The sequence below is a fragment of the Kutzneria sp. 744 genome (assembly GCF_000568255.1).
GTDB lineage: Bacteria > Actinomycetota > Actinomycetes > Mycobacteriales > Pseudonocardiaceae > Kutzneria.
On record NZ_KK037166.1, the window covers coordinates 11,560,583 to 11,577,525 of the forward strand.

The 16,943-nt window shown below is 69.2% G+C and carries 16 protein-coding genes; 2 read left to right on the plus strand and 14 right to left on the minus strand.

Going from position 1 to position 16,943, the window contains the following annotated elements; all coding sequences use genetic code 11:
• Positions 1-69 precede the first annotated feature (69 nt).
• The 11 genes from KUTG_RS52245 to KUTG_RS52290 form a co-directional block, all read right to left on the minus strand.
• Positions 70-411, minus strand: coding sequence for a histone-like nucleoid-structuring protein Lsr2 (locus KUTG_RS52245; RefSeq protein ID WP_043727657.1), 342 nt, complete (start codon positions 409-411; stop codon positions 70-72).
• 589 nt (positions 412-1,000) lie between these two features.
• A complete protein-coding gene (locus KUTG_RS52250) occupies positions 1,001-1,192 on the minus strand; it encodes a hypothetical protein (RefSeq protein ID WP_043727658.1) in 192 nt (63 codons plus the stop codon).
• A gap of 224 nt (positions 1,193-1,416) precedes the next feature.
• Positions 1,417-1,779 (minus strand): GNAT family N-acetyltransferase, encoded by a 363-nt coding sequence (locus KUTG_RS52255; RefSeq protein WP_052396481.1) that lies wholly within the window; start codon positions 1,777-1,779, stop codon positions 1,417-1,419.
• A gap of 80 nt (positions 1,780-1,859) precedes the next feature.
• Positions 1,860-2,060, minus strand: a complete 201-nt coding sequence (locus KUTG_RS60310) for a hypothetical protein (protein WP_157495464.1) — start codon at positions 2,058-2,060, stop codon at positions 1,860-1,862.
• Positions 2,057-3,577, minus strand: a complete 1,521-nt coding sequence (locus KUTG_RS52260) for an APC family permease (protein ID WP_043727660.1) — start codon at positions 3,575-3,577, stop codon at positions 2,057-2,059. The genes KUTG_RS60310 and KUTG_RS52260 overlap by 4 nt, the downstream gene beginning before the upstream one ends.
• A gap of 58 nt (positions 3,578-3,635) precedes the next feature.
• Complete coding sequence (locus KUTG_RS62835) at positions 3,636-4,259, minus strand: GOLPH3/VPS74 family protein (RefSeq protein WP_052396483.1); 624 nt, start codon at positions 4,257-4,259, stop codon at positions 3,636-3,638.
• A 266-nt stretch (positions 4,260-4,525) separates the two neighbouring features.
• On the minus strand, positions 4,526-5,755 hold the full coding sequence (locus tag KUTG_RS62840; protein ID WP_043727663.1) for a hypothetical protein: 1,230 nt from the start codon (positions 5,753-5,755) through the stop codon (positions 4,526-4,528).
• Positions 5,698-6,765: a hypothetical protein gene (locus KUTG_RS52275; RefSeq protein WP_052396484.1), complete on the minus strand. Its 1,068-nt coding sequence runs from the start codon at positions 6,763-6,765 to the stop codon at positions 5,698-5,700. Before KUTG_RS52275 ends, KUTG_RS62840 begins: the two co-directional genes overlap by 58 nt.
• Before the next feature lie 153 nt (positions 6,766-6,918).
• On the minus strand, positions 6,919-8,106 hold the full coding sequence (locus tag KUTG_RS52280; protein ID WP_157495466.1) for a coiled-coil domain-containing protein: 1,188 nt from the start codon (positions 8,104-8,106) through the stop codon (positions 6,919-6,921).
• 101 nt (positions 8,107-8,207) lie between these two features.
• A complete protein-coding gene (locus KUTG_RS52285; RefSeq protein WP_043727666.1) occupies positions 8,208-9,026 on the minus strand; it encodes an SAM-dependent methyltransferase in 819 nt (272 codons plus the stop codon).
• A gap of 253 nt (positions 9,027-9,279) precedes the next feature.
• Positions 9,280-10,521: a helix-turn-helix domain-containing protein gene (locus KUTG_RS52290; RefSeq protein ID WP_043727667.1), complete on the minus strand. Its 1,242-nt coding sequence runs from the start codon at positions 10,519-10,521 to the stop codon at positions 9,280-9,282.
• Between the two features lie 251 nt (positions 10,522-10,772).
• Here KUTG_RS52290 and ligD point away from each other — a divergent pair, with 251 nt between their 5' ends.
• Both ligD and KUTG_RS57735 read left to right on the plus strand, forming a co-directional pair.
• On the plus strand, positions 10,773-12,830 hold the full coding sequence (gene ligD / locus KUTG_RS57730) for a DNA ligase D (protein WP_084580888.1): 2,058 nt from the start codon (positions 10,773-10,775) through the stop codon (positions 12,828-12,830).
• Between the two features lie 649 nt (positions 12,831-13,479).
• Positions 13,480-13,797, plus strand: a complete 318-nt coding sequence (locus KUTG_RS57735) for a hypothetical protein (protein WP_157495467.1) — start codon at positions 13,480-13,482, stop codon at positions 13,795-13,797.
• Here the strand turns inward: KUTG_RS57735 and KUTG_RS62845 are convergent.
• The 3 genes from KUTG_RS62845 to KUTG_RS52320 all read right to left on the minus strand — a co-directional run.
• Complete coding sequence (locus tag KUTG_RS62845) at positions 13,755-14,210, minus strand: hypothetical protein (RefSeq protein WP_198047689.1); 456 nt, start codon at positions 14,208-14,210, stop codon at positions 13,755-13,757. The genes KUTG_RS57735 and KUTG_RS62845 overlap by 43 nt on opposite strands.
• A 700-nt stretch (positions 14,211-14,910) precedes the next feature.
• Complete coding sequence (locus KUTG_RS52315; protein ID WP_084580892.1) at positions 14,911-15,576, minus strand: thiopeptide-type bacteriocin biosynthesis protein; 666 nt, start codon at positions 15,574-15,576, stop codon at positions 14,911-14,913.
• Positions 15,577-15,749: 173 nt separating this feature from the next.
• Positions 15,750-16,943, minus strand: a 1,194-nt coding sequence (locus KUTG_RS52320) for a lanthionine synthetase C family protein (RefSeq protein ID WP_043727675.1), incomplete at its 5' end; no start/stop codon positions are given.

The following is a 16,943-nucleotide window of genomic DNA, read 5'->3' on the forward strand; positions in this document are numbered from 1 at the left end:
CGAAAGTGAAACGCGGTCGGGAACCTGTGGCGGCCGTGATTCCGTTGGCATCACGGCCGCCACAAAGGATCAGCTGCCGTGGGCGGCCTGGAACTTGGCCACCAACTCAGCCGGGATGCGGCCGCGGTCGGAGATCTTCTCCCCCTGGCTGCGGGCCCACTCGCGAATGGCCTGGTTCTGCGCGCGGTCGCCGCCCGCCTTCACCGCGGTGGTGGCGCCGCCCCGCTGCTTGCGGCCACCGACACGCTGCGACTTCTCGACGTACGTAGCCAGGTTCTCGCGGAGCTTCTTCGCGTTCCCGTCGGACAGGTCGATCGTGTATTCGACGCCGTCGAGCCCGAAGGACACGCTCTCGTTGGCCTCACCGCCATCGAGGTCGTCGATCAGCTGGACGATGGTCTTCTGTGCCATGCCGTTGGTCTCCTTGAGGTGATGACTACGCGCATTTTGACATCTGGATGCGACGTTCTGCACGTATGTGGGTCAGCATACACACAATGCTGCGTAGATTCTGTTGCCACGCGGATATATCGTAGGGAACGGGCCCCAAGTCGTCGAAAGAGACGTACCGCGCCGCGGCGATCGGGGTGCGTCAGCGGGGTATCGGCCTGAATCTGCTCGTGAGAGGTCTGGCGTTGTCCGCCCCATGTCCGCGTGCACTCCCTGTGCCAGGTCTCCGTTCTCGCCGCCAGGCCACGAGTGCGGCCCGGCGGCCCGTCACAAGGTCCAGGCTGATCCTGCGGTGAGCACAGGGCATGGGCGACCGCCATTTTATTGTCTCGCGAGTGCGCGTCCGCCCCGACGCTCGCAGCGACGCAGTCACAGAGCAGCCGGACGTGCTCGAACACCGGTAGCACCCCCGTTTGGAGCCTCGTCCCAGGCGGGGCGTCCTCCACCACTTTCAAACGAGAACCCGCAACGCCCTCCGCCCGATCATCCACGAGAAGCCGCCACGTTCGGCGTGAACCGACTCGGTGGGCTGTGGTGGTCGGAGCGCCGGTTACGGATGGAATAGCTGGGTAGCAGTGTGCAGAAGGCCTGTGGCCTGGTCCGGGAGCAGGCTGACGGCGGCGAGCAGCGCGATGGCGCGCAGGGTTCGCTTCGTCGAGTTCAGGGTGTCGTGGACCAGCGTGATCAGGCTGTGCTCGGTGTCGGCATCATGGGGTCGCATGAGGCTCAGCGTGACCGGCATTTCCTTGCTGTGTAAGAGGTTTCCTGTTTCCAGCTGAGACCGATCCGCCGAGGAGGGCGGTTGGTCGAGCCGCGCCGTGGGCGTCCGCCGCTCGCGTGAGCAAGACAAGGGGCACGATTCGGCCCGAGCCATGGTCGACTGCCATGTCCACGGGGGCGCGACGTCGACGACGAGGCGGGAGGCGTTCACCGCTGCGAACGCCTCCCGCCTCCGACGCGGCGTGTTCAGGCCGTCGGCGGTGGGAACGACATCATCGGGCCCCGGGCGCTGAGATCAGTGGCTCGGGCCGTGGATGCTGGCCGCCACATCGGCCAGAACGTCGGCCCGTGCCCGACCACGAACGTTCCGCGGCCGACGAACCCGTGCCGGGAGTACAACGCGGTCAACCGCAGACTGGCCGCCTCCAGGTAGGCATCCCAGGCCGGATAGGTCCGAAAGTGGTGCCGCAGCAGGGCAGCTCCGGCGCCGTGGCCCTGCGCGCTGGGCAGTGTCGCGATGTGGGAGAGGTGGTGGTGTTCGCCGCTCGGGTGGTGCTTGGCGAAGGTCGCCTCGAGTTCGGTGAAATGGGGCGCGTCGGGACCGCACACCTGACGCAGCTGCTCGGCGTAGTCGTCCGGGGCGGGTCTCCACCTCCGTCACCTCGTGCCACACCGCGACGGCGGCGCGGTCACTGGTCATCTCGATCATGGCGCCGGGCAGGTGCAGGCCCGTGTAGGCCGCTTTTGAAGACTCGCCGGCGCCGGGTGTCATCGGGTACCAGCCAACGGGTGGGAGCCAACGAGTCGAAGGCGACCGTGATGACATCGGCGACATGGCGCAGATCGTCTGGCCCGGCGGGCACGACGGGCACGGTGGAGTAGTCGATCATCGGAAGTCCTCACTGTCGACGCGCGCCAGGAGGGCGCCGATCGGGCTGGGGGTTGAGCTCGTGGCGCTGCCGCGGCCGATCCGGGCGTAGACGTCGGTGTTGGTCTTGGACAGCACCACCGCCCGCACGAGGCCGACGAGGCCGACGAACAGGAGCAGACCGGGAAGGATCCAGCGCCACGGCGAGTTCGGCTCGACGCCCAGCAGCATCGGGAAGTACCACAGTGCGCCGGCCCCCGCGATGGTCAGCAGCACCGCGGACACCGCCGGCGCGATCACGCCGCGCCACCAGTTCCCTGCATCGCGCTTGAGGAAGTAGGCGGCGATCGCCGCGCTGGTGAGGGCCAACAGCGCGAGCACCCCGAATCCGCCGGTGGTGCCCAGCTTGTAGAACAGGTCGTTGACCGGGTCGCCGCCGCCGATCGCGAAGCCGGCGATCACGACCGCCCCGATCATCGACTGGGTCAGCGATCCCCACAGCGGGGCGCAGCTGCGCGCGGTGACGGTGCCGAACCAGCGCGGCACAACCCCTTCGCGGCCCAACGCGAACGCGTACCTGGCCACGGAGTTGTGGAAACTCAACGCGGCGGCGAACACGCTGGTCAGCAACAGGACGTGCCCGACGCTCGCGAACGCCGGCCCCAGGATCGTCCCGGCGAGGTTGAACACCAGCTCGCTGCCGTCGCCGTCCGCGCCGGAGCGACGCACGATCTGATCCGGGCCCGCGGCCACGGACAACGCCCACGCCGACACCGCGTACACCGCCATGCTTACGACCACACACAGATAGGTCGCTGCCGGCACGGTCCGCTCCCGGTCGCGGGCCTCCTCCGCGTAGTAGGCGGCACCCTCGAACCCGGTGTACCCGGTGATCGCGATGATCAACGCGGGCCAGATGCCGCCGCCGTGCAGGGCGTGTGGCGACAACGTCGTCAGGGAGATCACCCCGCCGGCGGGGTGGGTCAGACCGGCCACGGCGAACACGATGATCAGCGTGACCTCGGCGAGCATCAGCACGCCGAGGACCGAGGCGTTCATCTCGATCTTGAGCAGGCCGAGCACGGCGACCAGGCCACAGCACCCGGCGGCGTAGGCCCACCAGGCCCAGTTCACTCCCAGCAGTGGGTTGAGCAGCGACTGGGCGACCGCGCCGGCGAGGCCGTAGGCGGAGACCTGGAAAAAGTTGTACGCCAGCCACGCCACGTACGCGGCGGCCACGCCGGCCTTCGGGCCCAGGCCGGCGGAGATGAAGGCGTACAGGGCGCCGGCGTTGGTGATCTGGCGGGACATGGCGTTGTAGCCGACGCAGAACACCAACAGCACCATGCCGACGAGAACGAACGCGATCGGGATGCCGAGCACACCGGTGTTGGCGTAGCCGGAGGGGATGATGCCGCCGACGACGACCAGGAAGGCCGCAGCACTTGCCGCGATCTGCAGGATCCGCAGCGTGCCAAGCTTGCCCGCGGCCAACGCGAACGTCATGTTCTTGGCGCGAGCGGGGGATGAGCGTGTCATAGCGTCGTCCTCCACGATGGACAGTCCTCGGCAGACCTCGCCGGGGGACGGACAGGGGTCAGCGCGCTCGGTTGAGCGCCACCGCGCCGATGAGCGCGCGGACTTCGTCGATCAGGCATGTCATGGCGGGCGGAAGGTTCGCGCGCACCCAGCCGAGGTAGGCATCGCGGTGCCGCACGTCCTGGATGAGAACCCGATGTAGCGCGGTCTCCGCGGCGAGCCCGAGCAGCAACGCGTCCGACGGCGCGGGCTGTTCCCATCGGTTGGCCAGGCCGGAGACGCGGATGGTGACGAGATAGCTCTCGTTGGGATCGAACGGCTGGTACACCCGGTGGCGCCGCAGAAGGCCGGTCTCCACTTCCCGGACGACGTCGGCCCTGACCAGCCTCTTCTCGACCCGGGAACAGGCATCCAAGGCGAGAAAGTCAAGCCAGTCCCGGATCGATTGGCCGGTGGCGTGCTGCAGTTGGTCGAGCACCTCGTGGGCGAGCGGGCATGCCGGCGGGCGGGGATCGCGCACTGCAGGAACGAGCACGCCCGCGTGGTCCTCGATCCGGATATGCTTGTGCACCAACAACTCGCCCAGCATCGCACCGGCCAACCCGACACCCAAAGCCGGCCTGCTCAGGCGCGGCCGCCCCGTGTCTTCCCAGTGCGCCAACAGATAGAAGCTGTCTTCCACATGCGGAAGTGGTCGCGTATCGCTCATGATGGGTCGGTTCTCTCGACGGGACGGTCGGATCCGTGTCGGCAGCTGTCGCTGCCTGCACTGCTGCTGTGCCGTCGACCGCTTCGAGCTGGAACCCCCAGCGACCAGCCTCAGCACGCACGAGTCACGTTCAGGCCACAACGACTCGGGACGGACTCGGTGGAGACCGTTCACGACGACGCCGCGTCGTCTGCGCGCCCGCCTTGTTCTTCTCTCCGGTGGGCATCGCCACTTCTCCGTCAGGGTCGGGCCGGGGCGAGCGGGACTGCCGTGTCCGGTGAGGCCAGCTGGCGGGATGCGGCCACGCGTCCGTTCTCGCGGCGCAGCGTGATCAGCCCGGCCGCGCTGGCGGCGCTCACGGTTACGGCGCCGCGCTTGTCGTGCTGCATGTCCCACGTGACGTGGAACTGGTCGCCGGCCAGGCCCGTGAGGGGGTGGACCAGTTCGCATGCCACCGTGGGTGCGTCGCGACCATCTCGCCAGGACACAGCCACGCCGGGGGAGCCGCCGCTGATCGCCATGCTGGTGGCCTTGCCGAGGATGTGGACTCTGCGCAGCAGCGCGCTGAGATCCGCGTCGTGCGGATTCGCGATCGCGTCGCGCTCCGGCGCGAGCAGGGGGCGGTTCGTGTGGTCGGGGTCGACGAGCGAACCGGGTCGCCCGGCCATGTCCGCGGTGGCCTTACGCAGGATTGTCTGCCCGATGCCGTGCACGTGGACCGTCGCGTTGCTGTCGTCCGCCAGGCACAGGCGCACTCCGATGGTCATGGTCGTCGGCCGCACGCGCACCCCCGCAGCGCCGATCACCTGGTCGCGGTCAACGCGGGGAAGCAACGCCCGCAGGAACTCGGCGCCGAGATGCTGCGAGAGGACCAGGTCGATCCGGCCGTCGCCGTGCAGGTGGATCCGGGGCACCACACTGCGCCCGGCCAGGCGGACGCCGCGCGGCTCGCTCAGCGCCTGCCCGAGTGCGAGCAGCACCTCCGCCTCCAGGCGTTGCTGCTGCGCCGTGCTCGCCGCCGGGAGCAGTGCGTGACGGGTGTGCTCGTCGACGATCTGTGTGCCAGCTCCGAGCAGGCGCGTTTCGAACCCACGGCTGAGTGCGGCGTCGACAGCGGCGCGCTGGTCCGCGGCGAAGGTACCCACCACCGGGGCCAGGCGCTGGGCAACAGCGCGGGGGTCCTCGCCGGTGCAGCGAGCGCGCTGGGCCGCGATCCGATTGAGCAACGACTCGTCGGTCGACGACGGCCGGCGGCCATACGGTGGTTGCCGCACGACGAGCAGGTAGCTCTGCGCGACCTGTTTGATCACCACGCCGGCGGTCGCGTCGTCGGGGTCTGCGCGAACCTGATCGGCGAACTCCTCGACGAGCCGAGCGTGGATGGTGGTCAGCCGTGCGGCCGACAACGCGGTCAGATGCGCGCTGTAGCGCTGCTCCAGGTGGTGGGAACGCCGGCCAGAGATGTCCACGCCGGCACCGTCAGCGCGGGCCGGCCCAGCGTGCCCGCGCACACCCCGCGAACGAGCACAGCGAGCAGGTAGGCGTCCGTCGATACTGGGCCACGGCGCCGCGGGCTCGCCGCGATCGGCCAGCGCGTGATGGACTCGCACCAATTCGGACGACCATCCCCGCACCACACTTCCAGGTCCATCGCCTCCCGCAACCGCCTGATCAGGCCTGCGGCACGGTCGAGCAGGTGCTCGGTGTCGGCCGTGTAGAGGTCGAGCAGTTCCACCATCACGACCGTGGCGTCATCGCGCTGTTTGCCACGACGGCGTGCCAGCTCGGCCGCGGTCTCGTCCCGCTCGGCGTCGCGGATCCGCTGCACCACCCGGGCGGGGCCCGCGAACTCGATGAGGTCGAGCAGTTGGGCGTGATCAAGCTGTCCGAACCGGTCGCTGAGCCGGGCACCGCCGTCGCTGGTCACGGCCGCGCGCGCCACCATCGCCCGCGGCACCCTGCCGTACACCGCGAGGTCCACGACATCGGGATCGGCGGCCGCGACCACGAACCCGCCGGGCGCGTTGCGCCGGCTCTGCACGAACGCCGGCGCGAAGTGGGGCAGTGCGTCGGGCCGGCTGTCGGTGATGGTGCGGACCGCGTCGTCGGCCTCGATCAGCACCAGCACGTCGCCGATCACCAGATAGTCCAGGTCGGCGTCGTGTTCACGCAGGACCGCGAGCATCGCCGATGGATGCTGGGGGTGAGTGAGGTCGCAGCTGTCGCGGTGGGAGTCGGCGACCTCCGTGATGGCCGCCCGGGCCAGGTCGGGAAGCCCACTGTCCGGGGCGGCCCGCAGCCTGGCAGCGAGCGCGGACACCAAGGCCGTGGTGTACCACTGGGTTCCGTGCTTGCAGCCGGACCGACCAGGCTTGGGGGTGACGCCGTCGGCGACGACGACCCACGAGTCGCCCCCCTCGACGACGTCGAGGTTGGCGCGGTCGGGTTGAGCCGGTTCGGTGTAGGGGGTCAGACGCACGTGCAGTCCTCGGATCGGCGGAGCGGGCAGACGCGATGAACGCCCGGCCAGGTGGTGGGAGGTGGTTGTCGGTCAGGTTGATCGTCGGCGCCCGCGCGTCGGTCGCCACGCGCTCGAGGGCACCCGGGGCTCCGCGCAGCGCCAGGCGCGGATTCACCCGCTGTCGATGGCCGTCGCCATGTGCAGCTGCAGGGCGTCGGCGAGGTCGTGGCGCCCGACCGTGCGGTAGCACTGGACCGCTTCCGCACCCGCGGCTCTCACCTCCTCGGGCCGGCAACCATCAGCCAGCAGAGCTAGGCACCGCTGATGGCAGGCGTCCGCGAGGTAGGCGGGGTTTCCGTGGCGGCGCAGCACACGCAGCGCGATTTCGAGAAGCCTCAGCGCTTGGGCCGGTCGGCCTTGCGTTGTCAGCACGGAGGCCAATGCAACCTCGGCTCGGGCCTGCCCGACATCGTCCCCGAACGCGGCGAGCAGCCCGGTCGCCACCGTGAGATGCACCGCGGCCACGTCTGTCGCCGACAGATCCCGCAGTGCCGAACCCAACGCGAGTTCAAGCTTTCCCACGACCCGGGTGTCGCCGCGGCCCTGCGCGATCGTGAGCCCTGCTCGCAGATCTTCAACCGCAGCGGCGGCCTTGCCGGCGAGTGCAAGCACGCGGCCCCGGGTCGCGAGGACCAGACCGGTGACCCGCAGGTCACCGGCGTCTCGGGCGAACCCGACGGCGGCGTCGAGTTCGTCGACCGCGGCCTCCACGCGGCCGCGGTCGGCCAACACGCTGGCGAGGCGGGCGCGAAGGACCGCGGCAGTGCGGGCGTCGGCCTGGGGGACCGCCTGCAAGCCGAGTCCCAGCGCGGCATCGGCATCCTCGATCGCGCCGGCAGCGCGGCACAAACCCCACAGGGCTTCGGTCAGCGCCACCGCAAGCGCGGTGGTGCCGGTGCGCCGGACACCGGCGCCCGTGCCGGGGATCGTGGCCACCAGTGAGTGCAGCAGGTCCAGCAGTTCCCGCCTGCGTGGCCGGAACCATGCCCTGACCTCGTCGACGGCAGGCACCTGGACGTGCAGGTCCTGATACACGGCGGACAGCCGCAGGGAGTGTGGATTGAGCACGCGGTCGGCGAGCGCGGCCTCACGCACCCGCCAGGCGTTGCACCGCTGAAGGTCCTCGGGTGTGGGGAAGGCGTCGACGTCGACGCCTGCCGCGATCACGTATCGGTCTGGGCCGCGTTCTTCGGCGAGCCGGCTGTCGAGCAGGGCGGCGACGACGTTCTCGGCGTCGCAAACCGTAAGGTCCAGCGTGGCGGCGACGAGGTTGACGGTGAAGTCGATCGGCTGGGCCATGCGTTGTGTGAACGTGGCGACGGCGCGCTGAAGGGCGGCCTCGTCTGCCGTGGTCCGTGCCCGGCTGCCGGCGCGGCGCAGCGGCTGTGGCCGCTCTGCAGTCATGTCGCCGCCGCCGTGCACTTCGCGGCCACTGCGCCCAGAGCGAGTCCGACACTGGGGTCCTTGTCGCCGTCCATCGGGTTTTCCGGGCACCAGCTCGGGGTGTAGACCAGACCAGGCTCATCCAGCGGGCCGAACACGTGCGCCAGCTCCTCGATCTCGGCGTACGAGCGCAGGTGGGCCGGGTCTTGACTGGCCTTGTAGTGCCGTGCTGCCTTCGTGGTGCCGTGGATGTCGGCGAGCACGTGGGAGAACGCGAAACGACTGCCGCCAGCGAGCGCGTCACGGTACTGGGCGATGATGCCGGCCGGATCGTCGCTGTTGGGAACGAAGTGCAGGACTGCGGTCATGATCAAGCCAAGCGGCTGGGAGCGGTCGATAAGCCGCTGCACGTCGTCGCTGGACAGAATCGCATCCACGTCCTGAAGCCAGCCCAACACGAATCCGACATTGGGCAGCTGGGCGTTGCGCAAGAAGAGGTCGGCGAAGGACGTCGATATCGGGTCCTTGTCCACATAGACCACGCGACACGTCGGGTCGAACCATTGCGCGATCTCATGCACGTTGCCAGCCGTGGGCAAACCCGACCCCAGGTCGAGGAACTGGGTGATGCCAAGGGAGACCATGTGCTTGACGGCGCGACTCACGAACCGTCGGTTCAAGACCGCGAACAGCGGCGCGGTCGGCGCGTCCTTCTCCACCTTGGCCGCCAGGTCGCGATCGACCTCAAAGTTGTGCGCACCACCCAACCAGTAGTCGTAGACTCGCGCAGCGCTAGGCATGTTGATATCGACCGCTGGTGTCGGTCTGGTTTTCATGCTCGGTGGTGAGGGTTTCATGTTCGTCCTCGAAAATGGGGGTACAACGCTACTGTAGACCCGAAAAAAGCGCGTCTAAGCCGTCACGCGACCCTGAAGGGTGGCGTGTGAGAGGCAGAATAGGCTGTGCGCTTGCTAGCGAATATGTCCGTTGCTCACCGAGAGCACCCCCAAACGTGTCGCGCACGGTCGGTCACAGTGCGCAACCCTAGCGGAGATTCGGGTAGAAATTTTTCCAATTGGGAAAAGTCTCTTAGCTGGGCCTGAGACGACTCTTCAGGCTGCTCAGCGCGAAGGACGACACCGGCGCCCGCTCATCCAGAACATCCAGAAGTTCCGAGGCGGTCGGGTCGAGCCGGATCCGCTGCGGAGCGGCCTGAACCGCCAGGTCAAAGTGACGGATGGCGGCCAGGTCACGCGTGCCGTTGACAGCGCTGGCGTAGGCCTTGGCAAGGTCGAAGTGCAGCGCGCCTTTCCGGTCAGCCGCGTAGAGGGCCTGGGCGTACCCGGGTATGGCCTCGATGCGTTCCGCTACTTCGACACCGTTGCCGAGCTCGACGGCGCCACCGAGTTCCCATGCCCGGACATTGGCCGGCCCGAAGCTGTACCAGAGGGTGTTGCGCTCACCGGTGTGCTGCGCCAATTCCCGCGCCGCGCTCCAGTGGTCCCGAGCAGTGCTGCCGTCCTTGTTCTTGGCGGCGATGTGCGCTCGAGACAGGTGCAGCATTCCCAACGCCTCGGCGGCCCGTGGGTCCTCGGCACTGGGGTCTGCGAATCGCTCGACGGCGGCGATCGCTTTGTCAGCTGTCCGCGTTGCCGCGCCCCTGGCAGGAATGCGGGAGAGCGTGCCGACCCGTGTCATGTTGGCAAAAGCCGCGAGTGCCGGGTCCTCTAGTCGGATCGCGGCGTCATGCGCTCGAGTTGCTGCCGTGAGGGCGAGGTCCGGGTTGTTGAGGCTGCGCGCGATACCAGCGGCGGCCAACGAAGCCTCGTGCACAACCCGCAAGGCCGCCGCCTGCTGCTCGCCACTTCCGGCCACCGCGTGCACCATCGACTCGATCACCAGGTCCGACATGTCAGTCCCAGCCAGGAAATACAAGCTGTCCGCGCACCTCGCGTTGGCCTCCGAGGCGGCCTTGGCCAACGCTGACACGGAACGCGGCGCCATATCCGGAACGTCATCCCAGGTGGCTTCCGCGAACGCGGCACTGATCGGCATCAGGATCGCGATGGCGTCGGCGACCATGCTGTCGCTGGACACTGTCTGCCCGGTCAGGTCAGCGACAGTGACACGCAGCGCCGCGGCGAGTGCTTCGAGGGCGCCGCGCTCGGTGAACCGGAACTTCCCATGGAGGTACTTCCACGCAGTGGAGGCCGAACAGCCCATACGGGCCGCAAGCTGTTCGTAGGTCAAGCCTCGGCTTTTTCTGGCCTTCTCCGCCCGCTCCGCGATCTTCGCAGGGGTGCGTTCAGGACTGCGCTCCGAAAAGACCATCGGTGACCACACCCCATGTCGTCCTGCACCTCTGGCTAGGTTAGCTCGAACTGACGACGCCACCCTGGGCCGCCAGCGCACGACGTGTGGGGACCGCCAAACCCACCGGAGATGCAGGGGTTCCACTGCCTCGAGCAGGCGTGTGACCTGCGGCTATCCTGCGAGGCTGGGCCGAACGGGTTACTTTCGTCAGCGGCGGCCCGCGCGCCCGACGAGCTCCTCACGGCCGCCTCGCTCGAAGGGAGGCCGGCATGGTGCATGCAGCCCACGGCACCGACACTGGTGTCCCGCCGTGGATCGAGCCGATGCTGGCCAAGCCTGATGGCGGCCGGCTCGCAACCGGGCCCGGCTGGGCGTACGAGTACAAGCTGGACGGATACAGGGCGGCGATGCGCATCGCCCCGGACGGCACCACGGTCCTGACCAGCCGCAACGGCATCGACTTCACGCCGGAGTTCCCCGCCCTGGCTGGACTGCTCGACCCAGACCGGCGTGGAGTGCTCGCCAGCGCACTGGATGGCCAGGCGGCGGTGCTCGATGGGGAGATCGTCGTCTACAACCCGGATGGGCAGGTCGACTTCGGCCTGTTGCAGGAGCGTCGCGGCCGCTACCGCCGCCACCGCGGAACCGACCCGTTCATGGATCCGGTGGCGGTGCGCTACCTCGCGTTCGACCTACTGCGGCTCGGCGACCAGTTGCTGCTGCGCGAACCGTACGACCGGCGCCGGCAGCTGCTGACCAGCATCCCGATGCCCGACCCGTACCTGGTGTCGGTGGTGCCCGCGATCACCGCGCAGGACCTGGCCGCAGACCGCCTCACGCCGCAGAAGCTGCTCGATCGCATCGCCAGTGAAGGCCACGAGGGACTCGTGGCCAAGAACCGGGCAGCCTCATATTCGCCGGGCAAGCGGACCGACGCGTGGCTGAAGCACCCGTTGATCCAGACCCAGGAAGTGGTCGTTTGCGGCTGGCGCCCGGGCCAGTCCCGGCTCACTGGATCGTTGGGCGGGTTGCTCCTGGGTGCCCACGATCCAGCCACGGGGGAGCTGGTGTACATCGGCGATGTCGGGACCGGGTTCAGCGAAGCGGAGCGCCGAGCCTTGTTGGAGCGGCTGGCGCCGCTGCGGCGGGACAAGCCGCCCTTCGCCGCCGCACCGCCACGCCAGGACGTCCTGCGGGCGCAGTGGGTCGAGCCCCGGTTGGTGGGGGAGGTCCAGTTCCGGCAGTTCACCCGCGGCGCCGGCAGGTTGCGCCACACCAGTTGGCGCGGGGTTCGGGAAGACCGCTCGGTGGACGAGGTGACCGTCCCGACGCCAGGACGGCGGGCGTCGTCATCGGCCGCGTCACCGGCTTCGGACGCGACGCCAGCCAAGGCCGCGGCCACGCGGTCGGCGTCGCGGGGGACCAAGGTCGTTGTGCAGGTGGGAGAACGACAACTCACACTGTCCAACTTGGATAAAGCGCTCTATCCCGACGGTTACAGCAAAGCCCAGGTCATCCAGTACTACACGCTCATCGCACCGGTCCTGCTGCCGCACCTGACGGGTCGGCCGGTGACCTTCATCCGCTTCCCTGACGGCGTCGCCGGCCAGCAGTTCTTCGAGAAGAACGTCTCCGAGGGCGCCCCACAGTGGCTGCGCACCGCCCGGCTGCCGCACAGCGGGTCCCGTGGCCGCGAGGGCGACATCACGTACCCGCTGATCGACGACCTGCCGTCCCTAGTCTGGGCGGCGAACCTGGCCGCGCTGGAGTTGCATGTTCCCCAGTGGACGATCGGGCCCGGTCCGGTCCGCCGTGCGCCGGATCGGCTGGTGCTGGACCTGGATCCCGGGCCGGGCGTCGGTCTCGTGGAGTGCGCCCGGGTCGCTGAGCGCCTGTACGACGTCCTCGTCGCCGACGGGCTCACGCCAGTGGCCAAAACCAGTGGCGCGAAAGGGATGCAGGTCTACGCCGGGATCCGGACCCGAATTCCTGATCGACCCTCGCAGTACGCGAAGGCGTTGGCCGAGCGGCTGGCCGTCGAGACTCCGAAGCTGGTCACGGCGAAGATGGCCAAGGCGCTGCGCTCCGGGAAGGTGTTCATCGACTGGAGCCAGAACAACCCGGCCAAGACCACAGTCGCGCCGTACTCGCTGCGCGGCCGCGAGCACCCGACGGTGTCGACGCCGGTGACCTGGGACGAGGTGCGTTCCTGCCGACATGCGCGGGAGTTGATGTTCACTGCGGACGACGTCGTGGCCCGGGTCGAGCGGTTGGGCGACCTGTTTAACCCGGTCGCAGGCATGCGGGCGGTGCTGCCGCGGCGGTAAACCGATCGCGGTGGGCCCTCGGTGGTCAGGTGAAGCAATACGTCCGCGTTCGGTGGTCAGGAGGAAGCCACGGTAGCCGGTGCTGGAGCTGGCCTCGAGCGAGTCGTACTGGTCCTTCGGAACCGCCACGTCAGACACAAGCCTGATCGTGCCAGCGGGTTGGCTTCCCGGCTGCGCGACGCCCTCGTGCGTCGCAGTGCGGCCGCTGGGGACGCAGGTGTGGGATGTCAGCGTGACTGCCTGCGGCCGCGACCGCCGCCGCGACGTCCACGCGGGTTGTTGCCGGTGCCGGCGCTGCACGGATTCGTCCCGGCATGCCAGCCATGGAACGGGTGCCCATGGTTGACGTCGAACCGAGGACCGGACCGCGGCCGGTCGGCAGCACCGGTCGAACGTCGTCAGCGCGACCGTAGCCCGGATGGCGGAGTCCCGGTGGATAGTACCTGCTGAGCAACACGGAGGGGCTACCTGAGCGGCGTGTGGGTGATCCGATCGTGAAGCGCTACGGCGTGTCGTCACCTCCCCAGCGGCGAAGCGTCGCGGACCCGCGGCGCGCCGGATGAGAGGCCTGCGGCCTCGGCGCGATCTCGGCGTAATGCCTGCTCTCGGTGCGCGGGCCCAATGGGGCGTCGGATGCCAGGATGTGGGGGTGAGCACGCGTTGGGATCTGGTGTCTGAGGACAAGATGACCGTGGACTTGGCCGGGGCGGCCGTCTATCGGGAGATCAGTCCGCTGGTCGGCGGCCTCTGGCATGTGCTGGGGGACCAGGTGTGGCATCAGCAGGCCGAACCGGCAGACCCTGGCCAGGTGGATGACGAGGCGGATGCGGCGAAGCTTGATGGTCCGGATCCTGCCGCCGGGGAATCGGGCGCGCATGGCGCGCCGGTCTTGTTCAAGCCCAGCCTGCTGTCGCCGGAGTCGTTTCAGGACACCACGTGCTGGGTTGTGGTCTCGCCGTCCGGGTGACTGACCGCCGATGAGGGGTGTAGTCGCCGTGTCGTCTGGCGGCGTTCGGCGCCTCGCTGTGGCCACTGCAGTTCGTCGGCTGTACGCCGCGGATCAGTGCCCAGCGTCTGGCCGAGGTGAGGTACGCAGGACGTGACGGCGTTGCGCAGCCAGCCCACCAGCACGGCCGTCTCGGCCTCAGTCGCCCTGTCCCATGCGACTTCCAGTAGCCACAGCAGCCGGAACCAGCGCAGCAGGTCATGGGCGTAGCTGCGGCACGTCAACGGGCTGACGTCGCCTAGCATCCGGTCGCGCAGGTAGCGGTTGACCGGCGCGATCTCCGCGCCAGCCTGGTCAACCACGAGGTACGGCGTCAACGGGGTCGCCCCCTCGATGACGGCCCCTTGCCTTGCGAACTGACGCCTTCCCAGCATCAGCTCCTGGCGGAGGTACTTGTCAGCGGTCTCGTCCAGCTTCCGCCGAACCCTAGGGCCGCCAGCTCTACCTCCAGCGAGATAGTGCAGTCAACGGAGCTGATGTGGCTGTGCAACGCGGACAAGGCGTTCGCGTAGCCGGGCTGGGCGGCTGCGTGGAGCACGAACGCCACCGCCGGGACACCCCGGTACAAGCAGGCGACCTGCGGGTTCGCGGTCACCGCCCTCGCCGGTCATGGCCTTGGCCCACCTGCGGGCGGTGGCCCAGTCTGCGTTGTTGGTGTGGGCGAGTTCGGTGTGGGGCAACGCGATTCCCGCCGCTCCGTCCGCCAGGGACTGTCACCCCGGCCTGGCCGCAGGCGGGGGCGCCGCCGGCCGCCGTCGTCGTGCCGGGCTGTCCAGGCCAGGCCGGCGTGGCGGGCCAGACCCAGTCCGCGACCCGGCGTCGTCTGCGAGCGTCAATGCGGCACCCACGCTCCGGCTCACCGACGCCATCGACTGCGCAGGCTTCTTCCGCTCGGTAGCCCGCCTTGCCGCGGACGCCTCCGCAGCGCACCTCGGAACCGAGCCTCCTACCTGGCAAACGGTGCCGCCGCCTGCGGTCGGACTGCGCGTCTCGCAGCTCTGATGCGGTACGCGGCCATGATCCGTCGCACCAGATGACGGTGCCCCTGAGACCGTGTTCTGACGTTCGGCGCCATCATCCGAACACCGCATCTCGTGCCGCTGCGGCAAGAACGCTCTGGGTCTCGTAGGACAGGCCGAGTCGATTCCAGTGGAAGATCACATGGTGGGCGAGGACCGCACGAAGGCCGCGTGTGAGTTCGCCGCGTCGGCTGAAGCCGCCGAGGTCCTTGCCCGCCTCGTGGAAGGTGTTGATCCATCCAGCGATGTCCGCGAGCTGGCCTTTGGGCGCGGCCAGCGGGCTGCCCGGGCCCGCATCGACACTCAGCAGGCGCCGTAGTCCGGAAAAAAGGCTCTGCAACTGATCGCGCCGACGCTGGTGCAGCGGCCGGTTGTCGGCCACGCGCGCCCACACGTCGCCCTGCTCGTACCAGTCCTGCCCAGCGGCGCGCATCATCACGCCGCACAACAGGATCGTGTGCTCGCGCCGGTGGTCGCTGGGTCCAGCTGGGCGAGCGAGGATGTGCTGGCTGTCGTGGTGGAACAGGCGGTGCGCTGTAGCCATGCCGTCGGTGCCGCCGAAGGCGTGGACTTCGGGCTCGTAGATCGTCGCGACCCAGCTGGCGACGGTGCCATCGTCTTGCATGCCTTCGAGCGCCTGGATGACGGTGTCGCGGAGCCTGGCCTCGGTGGCGGACCGTTCGGGCAGGTAGCGCAGCCGCCAGCAGGGGGCCTTGCGGATGTACCACCACGATCCGGCGACGCAGTTTCATGATCGGTTGTAGCCGTTCGGCGGTGATCTGTTCGGCGTGGGTGTAGTCGGTGAACTCGACGGTGACCTGTTGCCAGGCGGGGGGCGGTCCCGGGGGCTGACCGGCGGGGACGGTGTTCATGCGGGTTCTCCCGGTGTCGGGGTTAGGCGAGCAACAGGCAGGAATCCCAACGCGAGCGCGGGGCCATGCCGGTGGCCGCCGTGTGTAGGGCAAGTGCGGCGCCGGTGCTGCCTTCGAGCAGTTCGCTGTTGCGCGGCGCGATCGTCACCTGGTCACGTAGCAAGGCCGCGAGTGTGGGTAGGTGGTCGGCGAGATCGTTGGTTGCCGCGTCGGCGGCAACGCGGCAGGTGGTGTGCAGCAGCCCGGCGGCACCGTGGCAGAGGCTCGGGTCGATGATCTGGGCGAGCTGGACCGGGTCGGTCAGGCAGCCCAGCAGCGCCGCCTCGGCGGTGTGCTGGCGAGCGGTGTCGCCGGTGGACAGCGCGGCGAGCTGCTGGGCGCGGGCGATGCCGGGCGTGCCGTAGCACCACGACGGCTGAGCCGGTCCCGGCTGGTCGCACCGCCCGGAATGCACTTCGGACAAGGTGATCGTGCGCGGCCACCACGGACCGGTCGGGTGGTGGCGCTGCCAGGCGTCCAGCCAGGCGCAGATGCGGGCGATTGCCTCAGCCTGCCCGTCGACGGCGATGCCGGCGCGCAGCCCGAGCGCGAGCAGGGCGAGCGGGCCGGCGATGCCGTGCGCCATGCCGAAGTTGCCGTGCCCGCCGGGATAGTCGGCCGGTGGCTGGCCGGTGGGACCGTACTCGGTCCACCACCCCGGCAACTCGTCACGGCTAGGCAGGGGCGTGGTGAGCCGGACGAGGTAGGCCAGCACGTCGGCGGTCACCGGGTGCTCGGGCGCGTGAAGCAGGTGGTAGGCACCCAGCCCGGTCAGGCCGCGGATCAGGTCGAACTCCGCCAGCACCGGGCGCTCGCCACGATCGATACGGGCATGTGCCGCCGCGAGCCGGACCCGAGTGATCTGCTGGGTCGCAATATCCAGCTGGGCCAAGGCGCGCTGGTAGCCGCCGGTGGCCTCGGCCGCCGCGTGGGTGAGGAACGCCAGCGCGGGCACGCCGAAGAACAGGCACGCGCCGGGGCCGCCGTTGAGGTCGCCGCGTGTGGCGGCCGACAGCCAGGTGTGCGCCGTGGCCCACCGGTCGGGCTGGGCGAGGGCGCGTTCGATGTGCAGCAGGGCAACTCCGGCGCTGCCGCCGGCCAGCGACTGCGGTCGTGGGGTGTGAACGCTGGTATGAGAAGCGGTGGCGGTGTCGGGGTCGGTTAGACCTGCGGCGAT